The following is a 16842-nucleotide window of genomic DNA, read 5'->3' on the forward strand; positions in this document are numbered from 1 at the left end:
TAGTGTACTCCTTATACGAAACTTGGAATAAGTTCTTTTTCTGCTGCCAGGGCTGCTTCATAGAAAAGGCCGCAAACCGTTTCAAGCTGCTCTTTTGTGATAATGAGCGGAGGAAGGAAGCGTACAGTGCTGCCATGCCGCCCGCCAAGCTCCAGGATCAGCCCGCGTTTAAAGCATTCCTGCTGAATTCTTTTAGCAAGTTCAGGATAAGCAGGGTAGCTTCCCAACGCGTCAGCATCAGCCGTTTTATCCACGATTTCGGCACCGACCATGAGTCCAAGACCGCGCACGTCGCCAATACTTGAGAGCTCCTGTTTCATTTGCTTTAACCGGAGCATCAGAAAATCTCCAAGTACTGCTGCCTGTTCATCAAGCTTTTCCTTTTTAATAAACTTCATCGTAGCGGTTCCTGCTGCAATGGCCAGCTGATTCCCGCGAAATGTACCGGAGTGAGCACCAGGGCCCCATTGATCCAGATCTTTATGATAGACAACCACTGCTAAAGGAAGCGTTCCGCCAATCGCTTTTGACAGGACCACCGCATCTGGTGTAATGCCCGAATGCTCAAAAGCAAACATTTTCCCGGTTCTTCCAAAGCCTGTCTGAACTTCATCTACTATAAGCGGGATTTGCTGTTCAGCAGTAATCCTCCGCACTTGTCTTACCCATTCGTCAGGTGCAGGTATGGCCCCGCCTTCCCCCTGGACAATCTCCATGACCATGCCGGCCGGCTTAACGATTCCAGATTCAGGATCATTCAGTGTCCGGTCAATAAAGGTTGAACCGACTGCAGCTCCTTCATCTCCGCCAATGCCAAACGGGCAGCGGTAAGAATATGGATACGGCAGGAAGTGCACATCAGACATTAAATTTTGAATGCTGGACTTGGGTCCGAGATTTCCCATAAGGCTCAGAGAACCATTCGTCATGCCGTGATATCCGCCCTGGAAGGAAAGCATGCCGCCTCTGCCAGTTGCTGTTTTAACAAGCTTCATCGCAGCTTCAACAGCATCTGATCCTGAAGGTCCGCAAAACTGAATCTTTGCATTTTCTGCAAATGAAGGCGGCAATGCATTGTAAAGCTCTTCAACAAATTCCTCTTTCATGGGAGTTGTCAGATCCAGCGTATGCAATGGACGCTTCCCTTTTATCACATTCTCGAGTGCTTGGATCACAACCGGATGATTATGGCCAAGGGCAAGCGTTCCAGCCCCTGCCAGGCAGTCTATGTAGGTTTTATTTTCAACATCTTTGACAAAAATGCCCTCTGCCTCACTGATGGCGATCGGTAATCTGCGAGGATAGGATCTTGCATTTGATTCTCTTTTGTTTTGACTGTTTAAATAGAATTCATTTGTCAGCATGAATAATCACCCTTCTTTATATGATAATAATTCTCATTCTCATTTAAAAATAAAAACGGTATGACCGCCGCTTCAACATATTTGATTACATGTGAATATTAATTGAAAATGATTATCAATGTCAATGAGGTTTAGATGATTCAGTTCATCCTGCCCAGATTGCAGGATGTTCCGCTTATTTGAAATGGATCTATTTTCCTGCTTTAATCTGGCTTATACATACCATTAGGGTCATATAACCTCCCATGGCTTATGCATTATATCTGATTCTAGAACGCTTCACTTAGTTAACATAATAATATTATTTTTTCTTTTAGCCTGTGATATTCCTCCCCCTCCTTATGCATCACCTTAACATTCCGGTAATCATGTATTTATTTTTCTTTTACAAACCCTACATACGAGGTTAACGTTTAGCCGATATTCTTTAGTTATATCAATTAATTTTCGGGAGGCTAAATGATGACTTTAAACAAGAAAATCCTCGGCATTACCCTTGCCGGAACACTGGCAGCGGGATCTTTGGGATTCACGGCAGCCAATGAAAAAGCAGAAGCGAAGAAAGCTAAATCACAAGCTCAAAATGTGATTGTTCTTGTCATGGATGGCGTGAGTTCATCGACTACTACTCTTGCAAGATGGTATAAAGGCGGTCCTCTTGCTATGGATGAGATTTTAACCGGGGGGGTTCGTACATATTCTGCAGAATCAGCAATTACAGATTCTGCTCCTGCAGGCACTGCTATGGCAACCGGAAATAAATCAAATGATAAGTTTGTCGGCGTTCTGCCTGAAACAGTTTCATCACCGGGACTGGACAGTTCACTTGCCGATCAGCCCCACAAGCCCGTTGCGAATGTTCTTGAAGGTGCTAAGTTAAGCGGCAAAGCAACAGGCATTATCTCTACTTCTGAAATTCAGCACGCCACCCCTGCTGCTTTTTCATCGCATGCTTCCCACCGGGGAGAGTATGACAATATTGCCGAACAGCAAATCTATCAGGATATTGATGTTGTTTTAGGAGGAGGAAAGGATTCTCTGACAACAGGAACGGCTAAAAACAGCCGGAAAGATGGAGAAAATCTGGTTAAAGTTGCAGAAGACAGAGGTTATGACATCATTGAGTCGCGCGAGGAGCTTTTAAATTCAAGATCAAGCAAGCTTTGGGGAGCGTTCGCACCAGCTGCTCTAGCCTATGACATGGACCGTGAGACTACAAATCCGAATGAGCCGACTCTTGCAGAAATGACGAAAAAGGGAATCTCCACGCTTTCTAAAGATAAAGACGGTTTCTTCCTGATGGTAGAAGGAAGCAAACCGGACTGGGCTGCCCATGCAAATGATCCAATTGGCATGATCAGTGATACGCTTGCTTTTGATGCAGCAGTCAAAGAAGCGCTGGACTTTGCAAAAAAGGATAAAAACACAATGGTTATCGCTCTTTCTGATCACGGCAACAGCGGTATTTCAATCGGCAACCAGAATACAAGTGCAGACTACCCTTCCATCCCGGTGTCTGAGTATATAGATCCATTAAAAGAAGCAGAATTGACTCTTGAAGGTGCAATGAAGCAGTTAAAGCCGGATCAGTCAAACAAATTGGAAGTGGCAGCACTTTACGGTATTAAGAACCCGACTGCGGAAGAAACACAAGCGATTAACGACAGCAAGAATCTTGCGAAAACGCTGGTTGAGCTCCTTGCTGAGCGTGCCAACATTGGCTTTACGTCCGGCGGACATACAGGAGAAGACTTATTCATGTACTCGTATGGACCTGGTAAACCGATTGGCTTTGTTGAAAACACTGACATTGCCCATATTACAGCTTCAGCCATGGGCTTTGATTTAAAAGAGCTCGACAAAAAACTGTTTGTTGACGCAAAAACGGCATTTGAAGCAATGGGTGCAAAAGTATCTGTCAACGCTGAAGATAAAAACAACTCTGTTCTAGTAGTGAAAAAAGGTAAGACTACAGCTGAATTTCCAGTGAATAAAAATCTTGCCATTGTAAACGGCAAAGAAATCGAGCTGGACAGTGTAACGGTTCAAACGAAAGACAGATTCTATCTTTCCAAGGATGCTGTCCAACTCATTAAAAAGTCCAAATAAACAAACAGCGGGCACATCAAATTGAATGTGCCCGCTGTTTTTTATTGAACAGATCTCAGTAATTCCTCCGCTGCTCCGCATGGATCCCCGGACAGGCTGATGGCTGAAATCACGGAAACTCCGTCCCCTCCTGCTTCTATAACAGCACGGGCATTGGCTGATGTTATTCCGCCGATGCCGACAATAGGAATGGTAATACCCGCCTTTCTTACTGCTTCAATCAATAGTGTCCCTTTTACAGGTTCAGCATCTTCCTTCGTTACAGTTGGATATATGGGCCCCGCCCCAATGTAATCCGCACCATCTTTCATTGCTTTTTTCACCTCTGCCATCGTATGGGCAGAAACACCGAGAATCTTGTTTCCGATTCTTTCCCGCACCTCACCCGCATCAGCGTCATCCTGTCCAATGTGAACCCCATCAGCATCAAGTTCGACTGCAAGGTCAATATCGTCATTGACAATAAAGGGAACCTGATGCAAAGCGCATATCTTTTGAAGACTGCGCGCAAGCTTGAGCTTATCTATTCCTGTAAGTGCATTTTTTCCTTTTTCACGGTATTGAAACATCGTGATTCCGCCTTTAATAGCTTCAAGAAGCACGTCTTCAGATCCTTTCAGGCAATTCGTGCTTCCCATGATAAAATACAGGTTCAGTTTATGCCTAAGTATGCTGCTTTCCATATCGTCCCGTCCTTCTTTCCTGATATGCCCAATGATTTGTTGGACCGTGTCCGTTTCCAAGCCTGAGATCATCTTTTATCGCGGCATGAATAAAATCGGCTGCAAGCTGAACCGCATGTTGAACACTGCTGCCTTTAGCAAGCTCAGCAGTAATCGCAGCGGCAAACGTACACCCGGTTCCATGTGTATTCTTCGTCTCAATCCTTTTGTTCTCGTAATAGAAGAAATTATTTCCGTCATAGAGCATGTCGATTACCTGCTCAGTCTCCTCTGCATGCCCGCCTTTAATCACGACATATTCTGCTCCAAATGCATGCAGTTTTTCTGCCGCACGTTTCCGGTCTTCAATCGTTTCAATTTTTATGCCTGAGAGAACTTCAGCCTCTGGAATGTTCGGGGTGACAACGAGTGCGAGAGGCAGGAGATGATTGATTAAAGAGTCAATCGCTTCCTGCTGCAGGAGTGACGCGCCTCCTTTTGCAATCATAACAGGATCAACGACAACCTTTTCCCAGCCGAATCGTTTAATCTGGGCAGAAACAGCTTCAATGATTTCACTGCTGAAAAGCATTCCTGTCTTCAGCGCATCTGTTCCAAGATCTGACCCAATCGCTTCTATTTGCTTTACAACAGCCTCTGCCGGAAGCGGGAATACGCCGTGCACGCCAAGGGTGTTTTGAGCTGTCACTGCTGTTATAGCTGACATTCCAAATGCACGGAGCTCCTGAAATGTTTTTAAATCAGCCTGTATTCCTGCGCCTCCGCCGCTGTCAGAACCTGCTATCGTTAATGCTCTTGCAACACTCATGCAAGCACCTCCTCAAGCTTGATGCGTTCCTTCAAATCTTTTGGTTCAAGATGATACAGTTCATTTAAAAACTCGATTTGAAAGCTGCCCGGTTCAAGTCTGTACAGCCTTTCCACGGCTGCTTCAGCAGCGCATCCATAGACGGCGGCAGCGGCAGCAGCGGCAAAAACATACTCTTTTTCAACTGCACAAAACGCTCCGACAACTGAGCTTAACAAGCATCCTGTCCCAGTCACTTTTGTCTGAAGCTGATGGCCGTTTTTACAGCTGAAAAGCCGATCCCCGTCTGAAATAAAGTCCGTTTTTCCGGTAATCACAACAACGGTGTTCAGCTGCTTTGCAGCTTTAACGGCAAGTGCTGCAGCATCCCCTTCTCCTGCACCAGAATCGACTCCTTTTATTGCCCAGTTTTCACCGGCAAGACTTGCCACCTCTGCAGCATTGCCTCTTATCACGGCAATGTTCAGCGTTTCGGCAAGCATTTTGGCCGTTTTCGTCCTGTAAGGTGTTGCCCCTGCTCCAACCGGATCTAAAATAACCGGAACACCATGCTTATTGGCAGATGCCCCTGCAATCAGCATCGACTCTACTATTCTCTCATCCAAAGTGCCGATGTTCAGTACGACTGCCCCGGCTATCATTGCCATATCCGCCACTTCTTCTTTGGCATAGGCCATGACGGGAGAAGCCCCAAGCGCCAGAAGCCCGTTTGCCGTAAAATTTGTGACAACTGTATTTGTTATGTTGTGCACAAGCGGATTTTGATCTCTCACTTTCTCCAAAATGAATTCTGCTTGAATGGACATAATTGTTTCCCCCTCCAATATAAATAAGCACTTTGCCGCGGCAAAGTGCTTACAGGTATCCCTATAATCTCCCTGCGCTGGCATTATCCAACAGGTTCATCCGGTCTGCAGCAGTTAGCCGCACTCTCAGCCTGATTCCACAAGCTCCCGTTTTGTTATGTACTTTGTTTCAAAGTCTACTCTTACAGGGAAGATTTTGCAACTATTTCTCTTATTCAGCTGTCTTCTTTTTCTTCAGCATCTTCTTTAGAAGAAGGATTGCAAGCAGCAGCAGCGGAATGCCGAATTGTAATGGAAGGTGGATATACTTTGGAACAAATTCAAGACCGGTTATCGTATGCTCTACTATGCTTTTATCCATAAAAAAGGTGAATGCGAATCCAGCTGAAAGGACCCCGTATACGAGGTAATTATTTTTTGCCCTGGGCATAATCTCAGACAGGCTTTTTATAGCGGCATAGCAGAAGAGCACCACTTTTATAAACCCTACAAAGAAAAAAACAATGACAGACAGGATTTCAATATGCTGAAAAAAATCCAGCAAATCAATCGTTTCAATTGATTTAATGAGGGGATAGGAAAAGTAGACCGCAATTTTCGCCCCTAGCATGCCGATGATGGATTCTGTTATGGCAATAATAATGAGACCGCTGAATACAACAGCCATCCATCCTCTTTTAAGCAAATAGGACTGATCATTCACAGCGGGAAAAATCATAAGGAATGCAATCAGTTCTCCGAACGGAAACGTTATTTTTGCTGGAAAAACAGAGCCTATCACAGACCTCCAGTCAGGCTTTATAAGAGGTAGAACATTTGTCCATTCGAACATTGGGTTCAAAATGGTTATGAGTGTGGTCACCGCAATCATCATAATACTTCCGAAAAAGAGCAATTCCGATACTCTTGCAATCGCCTCTAATCCTAATATGCACGCATAACCTGCCAGCAGAATGAAAACAAAACCAATGACCCAGGTTTCAATGTTGTAAAAAAGGACCGTGCTGATGAAAAACTCAAAATCTTTCACTACTCTCATGCCGATGTAAAGAAAATAGACCGCGTAAAGGCCAATGAAACAAGTCCCTATCCACTTGCCGAAACTTGTTTTCAAAAGCTCTGTAAAGGTTTTTCTCCTGGGATCAATGCGGAGAATCCATATATACAAAAAATAAATGCCTGTACCTGTCGCCGTGGCTATCATATTTACAAGCCAGGCTTCTTCCTCAGCATCTAAGCTGAGCCCTACTACCACTGTACTGCCTAATAGAAAAAGAACCATTAAGGAAAAAACCTGATAAGGAGTAATCTGCTGATTCATCATTCATCATCCTTTGCATGAAAGGGTTACGGTATCCGGTTCACATCTCCAATATCTTCAATCTCCAAATCCACTTCTACTTCTACCGGAACCTCAGGATATAGTTCTTTCCATTTTTTGTTGATTTCCTCAAATTTATATGGGTTTCTCAAGTAGACTTCTTTTAGAAAGCCAAGAAAGTCATTGTTTTCTTCCTGACTTTTGGCAATCAGTCCTACCATCTCACTTTTTAAGACTGCTTCGGCCCTTGATTCTAAATAAGGAAGATCATCCTGTCTGCATGTGCTTTCAAACAATTCCCCTTTCATCTTCCGTTCGACTTGAAATGAGACCATTCCATTTTTGTATACTGGTTTTACACTGGTTTTTGACTTTTTGATGTGAACGGTAAAAAAACCTTGATCGTCAGCAGCTCCGCATTTAGTCTCAATCGTCGCTTTTTTCGTATTGTTCGTAAAACCAAGAAAAATCTTGCTCTCATCCCTGGTTAAATAACCAGCAAGCTTGTCTTTTTTAAAATAAGCCATTCCGTTCAGGATTAAAAGAACTTCCGGCTCAGGGGAAGAAATGTTCTCTTGTGAGGAACCTATATCCTGATCACTGCTCAGAGTAACATAAGGAAGCGCTGTTGCTTTAATATTTATGAGAAGATCGTTCATCACTTTAACAGGATATACACTTGCCACAGATCCAAGGTTTAATTCATTGCTATGGACTATGTCGTTGATTCTTTTAGATGAGACCTTTTCCGCCGGGGTAATGGTTTTTATAATTTTGCTTGCCGGATAATCTTTTGTGACCATAATTCTTATGCTGGATGAAATTTCAGATTCTGTCAGAAACAAAGTCAGTATCTCATGAATCCCTTGTTCCCTTGCTGTTTGTTCTCCAATGACAATCAATTCGGCGCTGTCGAGAAAAATTTTCTTTGGATTGCGGTTTAGGATGTTTTTAACTGCCTGAGAAATGGTTCTGCCTGATTGCTGGTAGATAATTGAACCCGGTACTTCTCCAGCTGAATCAGGTTTAGCTGCAGTATTGATCATCTGAAGTGTTACCTCATACCCTTCATTACTGGAGTCAATTCCTATCGCACTGACGATGGAAATCGATTTAATCAGGGTATCCTCTACATTTTTTGAAATAACCACACTGGAACCAAGAGTAAGAATGACGAAAAATATGAGTCCCCATGCTTTTTTCTTCATCGTGTCCTCCTTACTCGTTTTTCAGCTGGTCTTTTTCTTCTTTAGTAAAGGTCTTCTTATTGTTCAGCTGTTCATACATGGGCACCCTGAATGCAGCATCCTTTTGATCTTCAAGCTTAAAAGGAGCGAACGGAGCAAGATACGGCACCCCGAATGATCTTGATGAAGATAACTGAAGCAGGTAATACATAATCCCTGCAATAATGCCGAAAAAACCTAAAACGGATGCAAGAAACATAAAAACGACAGTCAGTTTTTGAGAAACCGTGGCAAGAGAATATACCGGAATGATGCTTGAAAAAATGTAGGATGCACTTAATACAACCAGTGTAAATGGCTGAACAAGATAAGCTTCAACCGCAGATTGCCCAAGGACAATGGCCGCAAAAACAGTGACCGTAAACACAACGGATTGCGGAAGTCTAAGCGAACTTTCCGTAATAATCAGAATCAGAAAATAAAAGACGATGGTCTCAACAACCGTTGGAGCAGGCACAAGTTCCCTCTGCGTGACAATTCCAACGAGCAGATTAGTCGGAATCAGACCTGGATGATAAATCGTAAACGCAATATACAGGGCCGGAAGCAGGATGGAAAAACAATAAATTAACATCCGTGACAACCGCTTTGCCATAATCTTCTTTGTCAAAAAGTAATAATCATCCGGTGACTGAAAAAGCTGCACGAACACAGTCGGCAAGGTGACGACAAACGGCGTCCCGTCAACGATGAGAGCAATTCTCCCTTCCATGATTTCACTGCAGACAACGTCCGGTCTGTCCGTTGAAAGAGTCAGCGGGAAAATGGAGTTTGAAGATTTTTGCAGGGTCTCTTCAAGATAATTCGAGTCAAGAATTATGTCCATTTTTATAGAGGAAAGCTCTTCTTTCAGCTCTTTTATGATTTCCTTGTCGGCTACTCCTTCCATGTAAATGATGCAGATTTTAGTTGTTGAATTGATATCCGGAGACTCAATTCTGAGTGCAGGATTTCTGATCACCTTTCTGATTAATGCCGTATTTGAAGAAATATCTTCGTTAAATCCGATGTCTGGTCCTTTCAGAGTCCGCTGAGCTTTCGGGTTTGAAATACTCCTCTCAGGAAACTTGTCCGTTCCGGCTGTAATACAGCTCGACTGACCTTCTAAAAGAATGACAGTATTGCCAAAAAGGAGCTCATTTACTGCATCATTCATGTCTGTTATTATCCTGGTGTCCTTCAGAGCAATAACATGATCCATGAGGAAGTCAACGGTATCATCAGCTGCATGGGCCTTTTCTGCATCAAATGAAGCAAGTGATGGAAGAATCAGCTCCTCCAGCTGTTTGTTTTCAACAATCGTGCTGATATATACAATTAAAAAAGTAAATCCGTTATTTTTCATTTCTTTAAATTTCAAATCCGAACTGTTACCCAGCTTCTCACAAATCAGCAATTTGCCGGCATGCAGGGATTGGGGTATTTTTTCAGGAGCAACCATTTTTGACATGCGCAGTCCCTCAATTTCAATTTAGTATGGATTAATATTCCTTAAATTCCCCTTGAGTATACGCAAAAAGGACCCCGCAGCATGCGGAGTCCTTCCTTCCCATTACTTATAACAGCTTCCAAACACCCAATACATCAAGCAATACAAGGAAAATGGCAATTGGCGCCACGTACCTCATAAGCAGGAACCACACGTTGAACAGTCCTTTGGATAAAGAAGATCCTTTAGAAAGCTCTTCATAAAGAGCTGATTTTTTCATTTTCAGCGGTACAAAAACAGAAATAAGCAGGGCCCCCACGGGCATCAGGATGTTACTGACCAGATAATCCGCCGCATCAAAAATGGTTTTGCCGAAAATGTTTACTTCGCTCCAGACCCCGAACGATAAGGCAGATGGTATACCTACTGCAAAGATAAGAAGCCCGATTGTCCATGACCATTTTGTCCGTTTTTCCGCGTCTCCTTTTGATAACACAGATACAATAATTTCAAGCATGGAGAATGCCGAAGTCAAGGATGCAAACAGGAAAAGGACCAAAAATGCCGCAAAGAATACCATACCGAATGCCATTTGATTAAATACGGTCGGCAGTACGTTAAAGAGCAGCACCGGACCCGCATCAGGCTTCAGGCCAAATGAAAACACGGCCGGGAAAATTGCAAGTCCTGCAAGAACAACAATAAAAATGTTCATGCCGACAATTGAAAACGCGGATTGAGGAAGATTGGACTCTTTGGATAAATAAGAGCTGTACGTTACCATAACGGAAACCCCGACACTTAGAGTGAAAAAGGATTGTCCCAGTGCAGCCAGGATGGTTTCCGACGTTAACTTTGAAAAGTCAGGCTGAAACAAAAAGCGGACTCCTTCCATCGCCCCGTCGAGCGTAAGCGAACGGAAAATCAGCACGATAAACAAAAGAAATAAGACCGGCATCATAAATTTACTGGTTCGCTCAATCCCTTTTTGAACCCCTTTTGCTACAACCGCAATGGTGATTGCCATGAAGACAAAGTGTGCACCGACGCTCAGGACAGGGTCCGTGATCGTTTCCCCGAACAGCTGCCCATACTGCTCCTGACTGAGTCCGTTTAAATCTCCTGTCAGTGTTTTTACGAGGTACAGTATAATCCATCCTCCAATAACACTGTAAAATGACAGCAGAACAAAACAAGTGATCATACCTAAATACCCGACAGAAAACCATTTTGTCCCCGGTGCGATTGCTTTATAAGATTGGATCGCATCTTTCTGAGTGCTTCTTCCAACCGCAAATTCTGCCAGGAGCAATGGCAGGCCAAGCAGCAATGTGAAGAGAAGGAATATAAAAAAGAAGGCTCCCCCGCCGCTGACTCCGGCTATATACGGGAATTTCCATATTGCCCCAAGTCCGATTGCCGATCCTGCTGCGGCTAAAATAAATCCCAGTTTTGAAGACCACTGCTGATGTTCTCTCATTATGCACCTCTCATGATTGTGTCTTGTATTAATGAAAACGCAAAAAAGCCGCCCCCTGAATGTAGGGGCGACTGTTCATCGCGGTACCACCCTAGTTGAGAATACAATGTTCTCCGGCTCTTAAGTCGATATCGGGACAACCCGTTCATTCCTTCCGTCAGGTCGAAATAAAAACTCAGGGACCGAAATTCATCCACATTGTGTGTACTGACTTTCACCTTGCGTCAGCTCTCTAAAACAGGGACAATGTGATTACTGTGTTTCCCATCAACGTTACGCTCCATTAATTTATAGATAATTTAAACATCTCAGGACTGCTGATGTCAACCTGTTTTTTTAAATGGAACCTCTCTTCACTCATCAAATAGATCAGGCTCATTAAATACAGTCAGCACTTTTGATGCACAATTCAGCTTGCAGTCGAGGTTCCAGACCGTTTTTTTAAAGCACATGACTTCCGGGCTCTCAAGGTAAAATTTTAAGAGGACGTCAGCTTCGGCATCGATAATTGCATAATTTTCCCTGCTTTTGAACAGCTCGAAATCCTTGTGCATGACAAGCTTCCAGCCGTCGCTCAGCGGAAATTCCTTAAAATCCTTAGTGAACTTTTTCAAATTCATGAAGCCCTGCCTCCCCTGCACTGATGTAATTTTAAAAATCATACTTGTTTCTTTTCATTATGCATGGTATATTACTAGAGCGATGAGCTGAATTGTGTAAGCCGGAGAACATGCGGATTTCCGCACACATGAATGTGGCATGTGGTTCTTCGCCTCAATACGCAAGGAGACGACTGGTTTACCAGCGTCTCCTTTTCTATTTTATTCACCCTTGCTCTTGCTCAGCATCCATTTATACAGTTCAGCATCATTGTATGCCTGGACCCATGAATCATGCTTGACTCCTGGATAAGATGTGAATGTTACATTGCCGCCTGTCTGCTGTAAGGCATTGACCATATCCAGGCTTTCCTTGATTGGAATGACATCATCGTCTTCTCCGTGAAAAATCCAGACAGGGATTTCTCTCAGCAAGCCTGCTTTCTCCGGACAGCCTCCTCCGCATACGCAAGCAAGGGCTGCGAATGTTTCAGGCATTCTTCCTGCGAGTTCAAAAGCTCCATATGCCCCCATGCTCATGCCCGTCAAATAGATCCGGCTCTTATCGACTCTGTATGTTTCTACAACCTCTTCCAGCAAAGCTGCAGCACCGTCGATTTCCATGATCCAGTTCGACCTTCTTGCCGTTGATACCGGGCATTGAGGAGCGAGCAGGATGAAGGGAAAATCTTCTCGGTCTGCCACCTCCGGGAGCCCTATTTTTCTGACGTCTTCAGGATTTGTGCCCCGTTCGCCTGCCCCGTGAAGAAACAGTACAAGCGGCACTTCTTCGGTTCCTTCTTCATATCCATCAGGAAGCTTCAGTAAATAAGAAAGCTTTGCTTCTATTTTTTTCGTGATTGTTTTTTCAAATACGCCGGACTTCATCTGCTATAACCCCTTTTTTAATCGTCTTTTACATACATTCTTCTTTTCATGGCCAAATCCTTTTTTGAAAAGATGAAAAAAGACCGGAGATCAAAGTCTCCGGTCTTTATCATGAAGGAATAGTCGATTTAGGTTTAAACGGGTGCTTCTGCTTTACTGTTTCTGGTGCTGTCCGCATGAAACAATTTTTTTGTCAGGAGAGTCTGCAAAATGACAAACATCCCTCCGATGGTCCAGTACAGCGGAAGAGCTGCCGGTGCTGTCAGCGAGAACATGCCGATCATGACAGGCGACAGATAGCTGAACATGGCCATTTGTTTTTTCTGCGTTTCTTCAAGACCGACGAGCGATACTCTTGCCTGAAGAAAATAGATGCCTGCTGCGAGAAGTGTCAGGACAAGATTCGGACTGCCGAGGTTAAACCATAAAAAGGAATGCTGGGCAATTTCAGGCGTTCTTTGGATGGCATAATAAAACCCTGTTAAGAACGGAAGCTGAATGAGAAGCGGCAGACATCCGCCAAGTGCAGCAAGCGGATTGATCTGGTGCTTCTGATACACTTTCATCGTTTCCTGCTGCAGTTTTGTTTTCGTTTCAGCATCTTTTGCTTTTTTCATTTTTTCCTGAATAACTGAAAGCTCAGGCTGCGCCTTTGCCATTTTCCCCTTCATGTGCATTTGGTCTTTCGACTGTTTAAGTGCAAATGGAAGAAGAACGAACCGGATCATCAGCGTTACGAGAATAATTGAAAGCCCGTAGCTTCCCTGAAACCATTCGGCAAACGTTTTTAAAAGCAGTGAAAACGGATAGACAAAATAGTGATTAAAAAAGCCCGGGGTCCCGCTCGTTATTTCCTGAATGCCACCTGTGCCTGCCTGCTGGCAGCCGCTCAAAAGAATAAGCAGGCCTAGTCCAAGCAGTGCAAGGAATACGTTCCGAGAGGTGAATGCAGATTTCTTTTCCATGTAAATCCTCCTTGTTTTTCATTGATTATGAAAGATTCAAGAAGGAAATCTGACGGAGTATCATCTCCTGCATCATACCGCCTCATCTGCCTGATGATCCAGACAATGACCGCATTTGTTTCATTTTGTCTCCGCTGTGAAACCAGTCTGTCTTTATGTTCATGTCTTACTGCCATTTTCATAGACGGGTGTTTTTTAAAGGACTGATCCAGCAGATAGCCGCAGGCAAACATCGCCGCTACAGTAAAGAAAAGGCTGATCAGAGTCAGATACGGTGTCAGTTCGTGTGAAAACTCCATCATCATGTGCTGCATTCACCTCCTTTTATTACACTAAGTATAAACCTCAGAAATAGAAAAAGAAAGCGGATGTCACTTCCATTGCATGGATGGGCAATAAAAAAGCCCGCCGGCTGGAAATTTGGCCGGCAGGCTCTGGTTATCCTTTTTTTACATACAGCGGCAGTTCAGTATGCCCGAGGAGACGGGCATATACAAACAAGTTGCCTTTGTGGTTTACTTCGTGCTCAATTCCCATCTTCACAAGAGATGCACCGGTAGTCTTGAATCCAAAAACGTTTGTCAGATCAATCTCGCGTGAAAGCTCATCATCAGTGAGTGATTCCAGCAGCTGAACGGTTTTCTCCGTATAGAGTTCAACAGCTTTTAAAGGATCTGATTCCCGGACATTCTCTTTTTCCATCAGCGGTCCCGGGCTTCCTGCTTTGGCAACAGCCGTAAATTTATACATGGAAGTTGCCATATGAACAGCAATTTTCGAAGTCGACATAGACGATTCGGCAGGCTTAAAATCCGGATCATTGTTTCTCATAATGGAAAGCAGTTCAAGCGTAACAGCTCTGTGCGATAAAAAATGATTGATTAATTTCGTGTTCATCGTTATCCTCCGCAGGTTAAGGTTATTTAGCAAATCCCATAAACTGCTTCAGCATGGAAAGGCCGTATTTGCGGTCTGCACGTTCCTCTTTTTCTTTTTGCTGCTGTACGAACGCAAGAAATTTTTGTTCTCTCTGTTCAATATACTGTTTGGCTAGCTCACGTTCATACTTGACCTCATCATGGAACATTTCCCGTTCACTGTTTGCAGATTCATGGATTACGTTCAGTTTATCATGAAGAGATGCATAATGTCCTTCCGCAGCATTCATGTGTGCTTCCTTCATTTCGCCAAGCTTTTCCTTCAATGCGGAAAACTGGCTTTTCGACATCGTCAGCTGCGTTTTTGCATGTTCGTTTACTTTGTTTTGAAGGCCGGAGAATTGGCCCAACTGCACTTTCGTCTGTTCATCCATTTTTGACTGAAGTGAAGCATATTGTTCTTTTGCTGCCTGCAGCTGTGTTTTGGCCTGTTCATTAAGCTTAGTGTTCAAAGCAGCAAACTGGCCTTTTACGGCATTGAACTGAGCTTCTTTCTGCTCGTCAAGCTTTGTCTGCAGCGCGGCAAACTGGCCTTTTGATGTCTGCTGCTGGGATTTTGCCTGATCATTCAGTTTGCTCTGGAGGGCTGTGAAATGAGTTTTGGCCGTTTTCATTTGGGCTTTTGACTGCTCATTCAGCTTATGATGAATCGCCGTAAACTGGTTTTTAGCGGCATTCAGCTGCAGATCCGTCTGTTCTTCGAGCTTTTGCTGAAGCTCTTCCATCTGCTCTTTAGCGGCACTCAGCTGGGCTTTTGACTGTTCATTCAATCTGTGATGCAGGGCGGCAAACTGGCCTTTTGACGTTTGAAACTGTGTTTTGGTCTGCTCGCCAAACTCCTGCTTGACCGTTTTCTTCAGCTGTTCGATTAACGACAGCTCCAGCTGGTCCATTTTCAGCTCCAGTATATTTATGTCCTGTTTTCCTTTTTCTTCAATTAAACTGAAAATCTCTTCAAGCGCCACTTTAATATTTTTCTTTGCAGAAAGTTCTGCATCCGGATCCAGAACAGCAGCTGAGGCTGCAGCGGCTTCACCTTTTCCGTTCATAGCAAGCATTTGGACAATTGTCTCATGATCGAGCTGGCTGTCCTTCATATGTTTAATTTTTCTCAGCATTTCAATATTTTCGGGCGAGTACACCCGGGCATTTTTATGATCCCGTTCGATTTCAAGAATGGCTGTGAACTCTTCTTCCCACATTTTTAAAATGTAGGAGGACTCCCCAAGCATGGAAGCTACCTTTGAAATACTTACCTTTTTAGACATATAAAACCCCGCCTTTTCTCATTTTTTTGTTGCCTACGTTTTCGAGGCGGGGATAAGGAAAATCCTGCAAGTCGACAAAGGTTCCAAAATAAAGTCAACATTTCATGAATTGGGTTGAATTTCGGCATTTTCCGCGAATAATTAAAATCCGTGAATCGTCATGCCTCCATCTACGAATAATGTCTGGCCTGTTATGTAGCTTGCTGCATCGGAGCCGAGGAACACGGCAGGTCCCACAAGTTCAGGCAGCTGCCCGATCCGCTTCAGCGGTGTTACGGCAAGAATATCAGAAACATACGCTTCATCCTGCAGGATTTTTTCAGTCAGCGGCGTTTCAAAATACCAAGGACCGATGGCGTTCACCTGAATATTATCCTGCCCCCATTCAAATGCAAGCACCTTTGTCATCTGAATCATGGCTGCTTTTGTCTGGGCATACACAACACCTGTTCTCAGGGCGGTCTTGCCTGCGACGGATGAAATATTAATAATTCTTCCGCCTTTCCCGTTTTTCTTCATCCACTCAGCTGCTTTTTGAGACATAAAAAAAGCAGATTTCATATTTGTACTTACAATCGTTTCCCACTCATACTCTGTCACATCAAGTGCTTTTGAACGGATATTCATTCCGGCATTATTTATCAGAATATCGACATTCAGCTGCTGCGCCTCAAGCTCAGCAAATACACTCTTAATGCTTTCTGTGCTCGTCACATCTGCAGGGAACGGATAGGCTTTTCGGCCTTTTGCCCTGATTTCTTCTGCAGCTGCCTGCAGCTCTTCTTCTGTTCTGGAGAGGAGAATCACATCAGCCCCCGCCTCGGCGTACCCAAGGGCAAGTGCGCGGCCTATTCCCCTCCCTGCACCGGTAATAAGTGCTGTTTTATTTTTCAGATCAAATGATGGCAGATACATAATTGATGCCTTCTTTCTCTTT

Annotated in this window: 16 protein-coding genes, 1 riboswitch and 1 other annotated feature; of the genes, 1 reads left to right on the forward strand and 15 read right to left on the reverse strand. The window is 43.9% G+C overall.

The features are described from left to right. Window positions 1-11 precede the first annotated feature (11 nt). Window positions 12-1364, reverse strand: a complete 1353-nt coding sequence (locus ACK1LH_RS10880; RefSeq protein ID WP_203287333.1) for an aspartate aminotransferase family protein — start codon at window positions 1362-1364, stop codon at window positions 12-14. A gap of 459 nt (window positions 1365-1823) precedes the next feature. Here ACK1LH_RS10880 and ACK1LH_RS10885 point away from each other — a divergent pair, with 459 nt between their 5' ends. Further along, entirely contained in the window at window positions 1824-3473 is a 1650-nt protein-coding gene (locus ACK1LH_RS10885) for an alkaline phosphatase (protein WP_411333022.1), read from the forward strand. Between the two features lie 41 nt (window positions 3474-3514). Here ACK1LH_RS10885 and thiE read toward each other — a convergent pair whose 3' ends face one another. The 14 genes from thiE to ACK1LH_RS10955 all read right to left on the reverse strand — a co-directional run bounded on the left by thiE (window position 3515) and on the right by ACK1LH_RS10955 (window position 16820). Then, window positions 3515-4156, reverse strand: a complete 642-nt coding sequence (gene thiE / locus ACK1LH_RS10890; protein ID WP_282033920.1) for a thiamine phosphate synthase — start codon at window positions 4154-4156, stop codon at window positions 3515-3517. Then, a complete protein-coding gene (gene thiD, locus ACK1LH_RS10895; RefSeq protein ID WP_411333023.1) occupies window positions 4137-4964 on the reverse strand; it encodes a bifunctional hydroxymethylpyrimidine kinase/phosphomethylpyrimidine kinase in 828 nt (275 codons plus the stop codon). The genes thiE and thiD overlap by 20 nt, the downstream gene beginning before the upstream one ends. Further along, the gene (gene thiM, locus ACK1LH_RS10900; protein WP_411333024.1) at window positions 4961-5770 is read right to left on the reverse strand and encodes a hydroxyethylthiazole kinase; all 810 of its coding nucleotides are present in this window, start codon (window positions 5768-5770) and stop codon (window positions 4961-4963) included. Before thiM ends, thiD begins: the two co-directional genes overlap by 4 nt. Window positions 5771-5821: 51 nt before the next feature. After that, a riboswitch (TPP riboswitch) is annotated at window positions 5822-5931 on the reverse strand. A gap of 50 nt (window positions 5932-5981) precedes the next feature. Then, window positions 5982-7091: a GerAB/ArcD/ProY family transporter gene (locus tag ACK1LH_RS10905; protein ID WP_411333025.1), complete on the reverse strand. Its 1110-nt coding sequence runs from the start codon at window positions 7089-7091 to the stop codon at window positions 5982-5984. Between the two features lie 26 nt (window positions 7092-7117). Further along, window positions 7118-8299, reverse strand: a complete 1182-nt coding sequence (locus tag ACK1LH_RS10910; protein ID WP_411333026.1) for a Ger(x)C family spore germination protein — start codon at window positions 8297-8299, stop codon at window positions 7118-7120. 10 nt (window positions 8300-8309) lie between these two features. Next, window positions 8310-9788, reverse strand: coding sequence for a spore germination protein (locus ACK1LH_RS10915; RefSeq protein ID WP_282033925.1), 1479 nt, complete (start codon window positions 9786-9788; stop codon window positions 8310-8312). Window positions 9789-9894: 106 nt separating this feature from the next. Next, complete coding sequence (locus tag ACK1LH_RS10920) at window positions 9895-11247, reverse strand: sodium-dependent transporter (RefSeq protein ID WP_282033926.1); 1353 nt, start codon at window positions 11245-11247, stop codon at window positions 9895-9897. A 60-nt stretch (window positions 11248-11307) separates the two neighbouring features. After that, window positions 11308-11527: a binding site (T-box leader), on the reverse strand. Between the two features lie 73 nt (window positions 11528-11600). Then, window positions 11601-11867: a hypothetical protein gene (locus tag ACK1LH_RS10925; RefSeq protein ID WP_029565796.1), complete on the reverse strand. Its 267-nt coding sequence runs from the start codon at window positions 11865-11867 to the stop codon at window positions 11601-11603. Window positions 11868-12068: 201 nt separating this feature from the next. Further along, window positions 12069-12734: a prolyl oligopeptidase family serine peptidase gene (locus tag ACK1LH_RS10930; protein ID WP_282033927.1), complete on the reverse strand. Its 666-nt coding sequence runs from the start codon at window positions 12732-12734 to the stop codon at window positions 12069-12071. 134 nt (window positions 12735-12868) lie between these two features. Next, on the reverse strand, window positions 12869-13699 hold the full coding sequence (yidC, locus tag ACK1LH_RS10935; protein WP_282033928.1) for a membrane protein insertase YidC: 831 nt from the start codon (window positions 13697-13699) through the stop codon (window positions 12869-12871). Next, complete coding sequence (locus ACK1LH_RS10940) at window positions 13642-14004, reverse strand: hypothetical protein (RefSeq protein WP_282033929.1); 363 nt, start codon at window positions 14002-14004, stop codon at window positions 13642-13644. Before ACK1LH_RS10940 ends, yidC begins: the two co-directional genes overlap by 58 nt. Window positions 14005-14137: 133 nt before the next feature. Beyond that, a complete protein-coding gene (locus tag ACK1LH_RS10945) occupies window positions 14138-14596 on the reverse strand; it encodes a DinB family protein (RefSeq protein ID WP_411333027.1) in 459 nt (152 codons plus the stop codon). Between the two features lie 22 nt (window positions 14597-14618). Then, window positions 14619-15905, reverse strand: coding sequence for a helix-turn-helix domain-containing protein (locus ACK1LH_RS10950; protein ID WP_282033931.1), 1287 nt, complete (start codon window positions 15903-15905; stop codon window positions 14619-14621). Between the two features lie 141 nt (window positions 15906-16046). Next, window positions 16047-16820: an SDR family NAD(P)-dependent oxidoreductase gene (locus ACK1LH_RS10955; RefSeq protein WP_203287356.1), complete on the reverse strand. Its 774-nt coding sequence runs from the start codon at window positions 16818-16820 to the stop codon at window positions 16047-16049. Window positions 16821-16842 lie beyond the last annotated feature (22 nt).

This window comes from Metabacillus indicus (genome assembly GCF_046603695.1).
Classification (GTDB): domain Bacteria; phylum Bacillota; class Bacilli; order Bacillales; family Bacillaceae; genus Bacillus_P; species Bacillus_P indicus.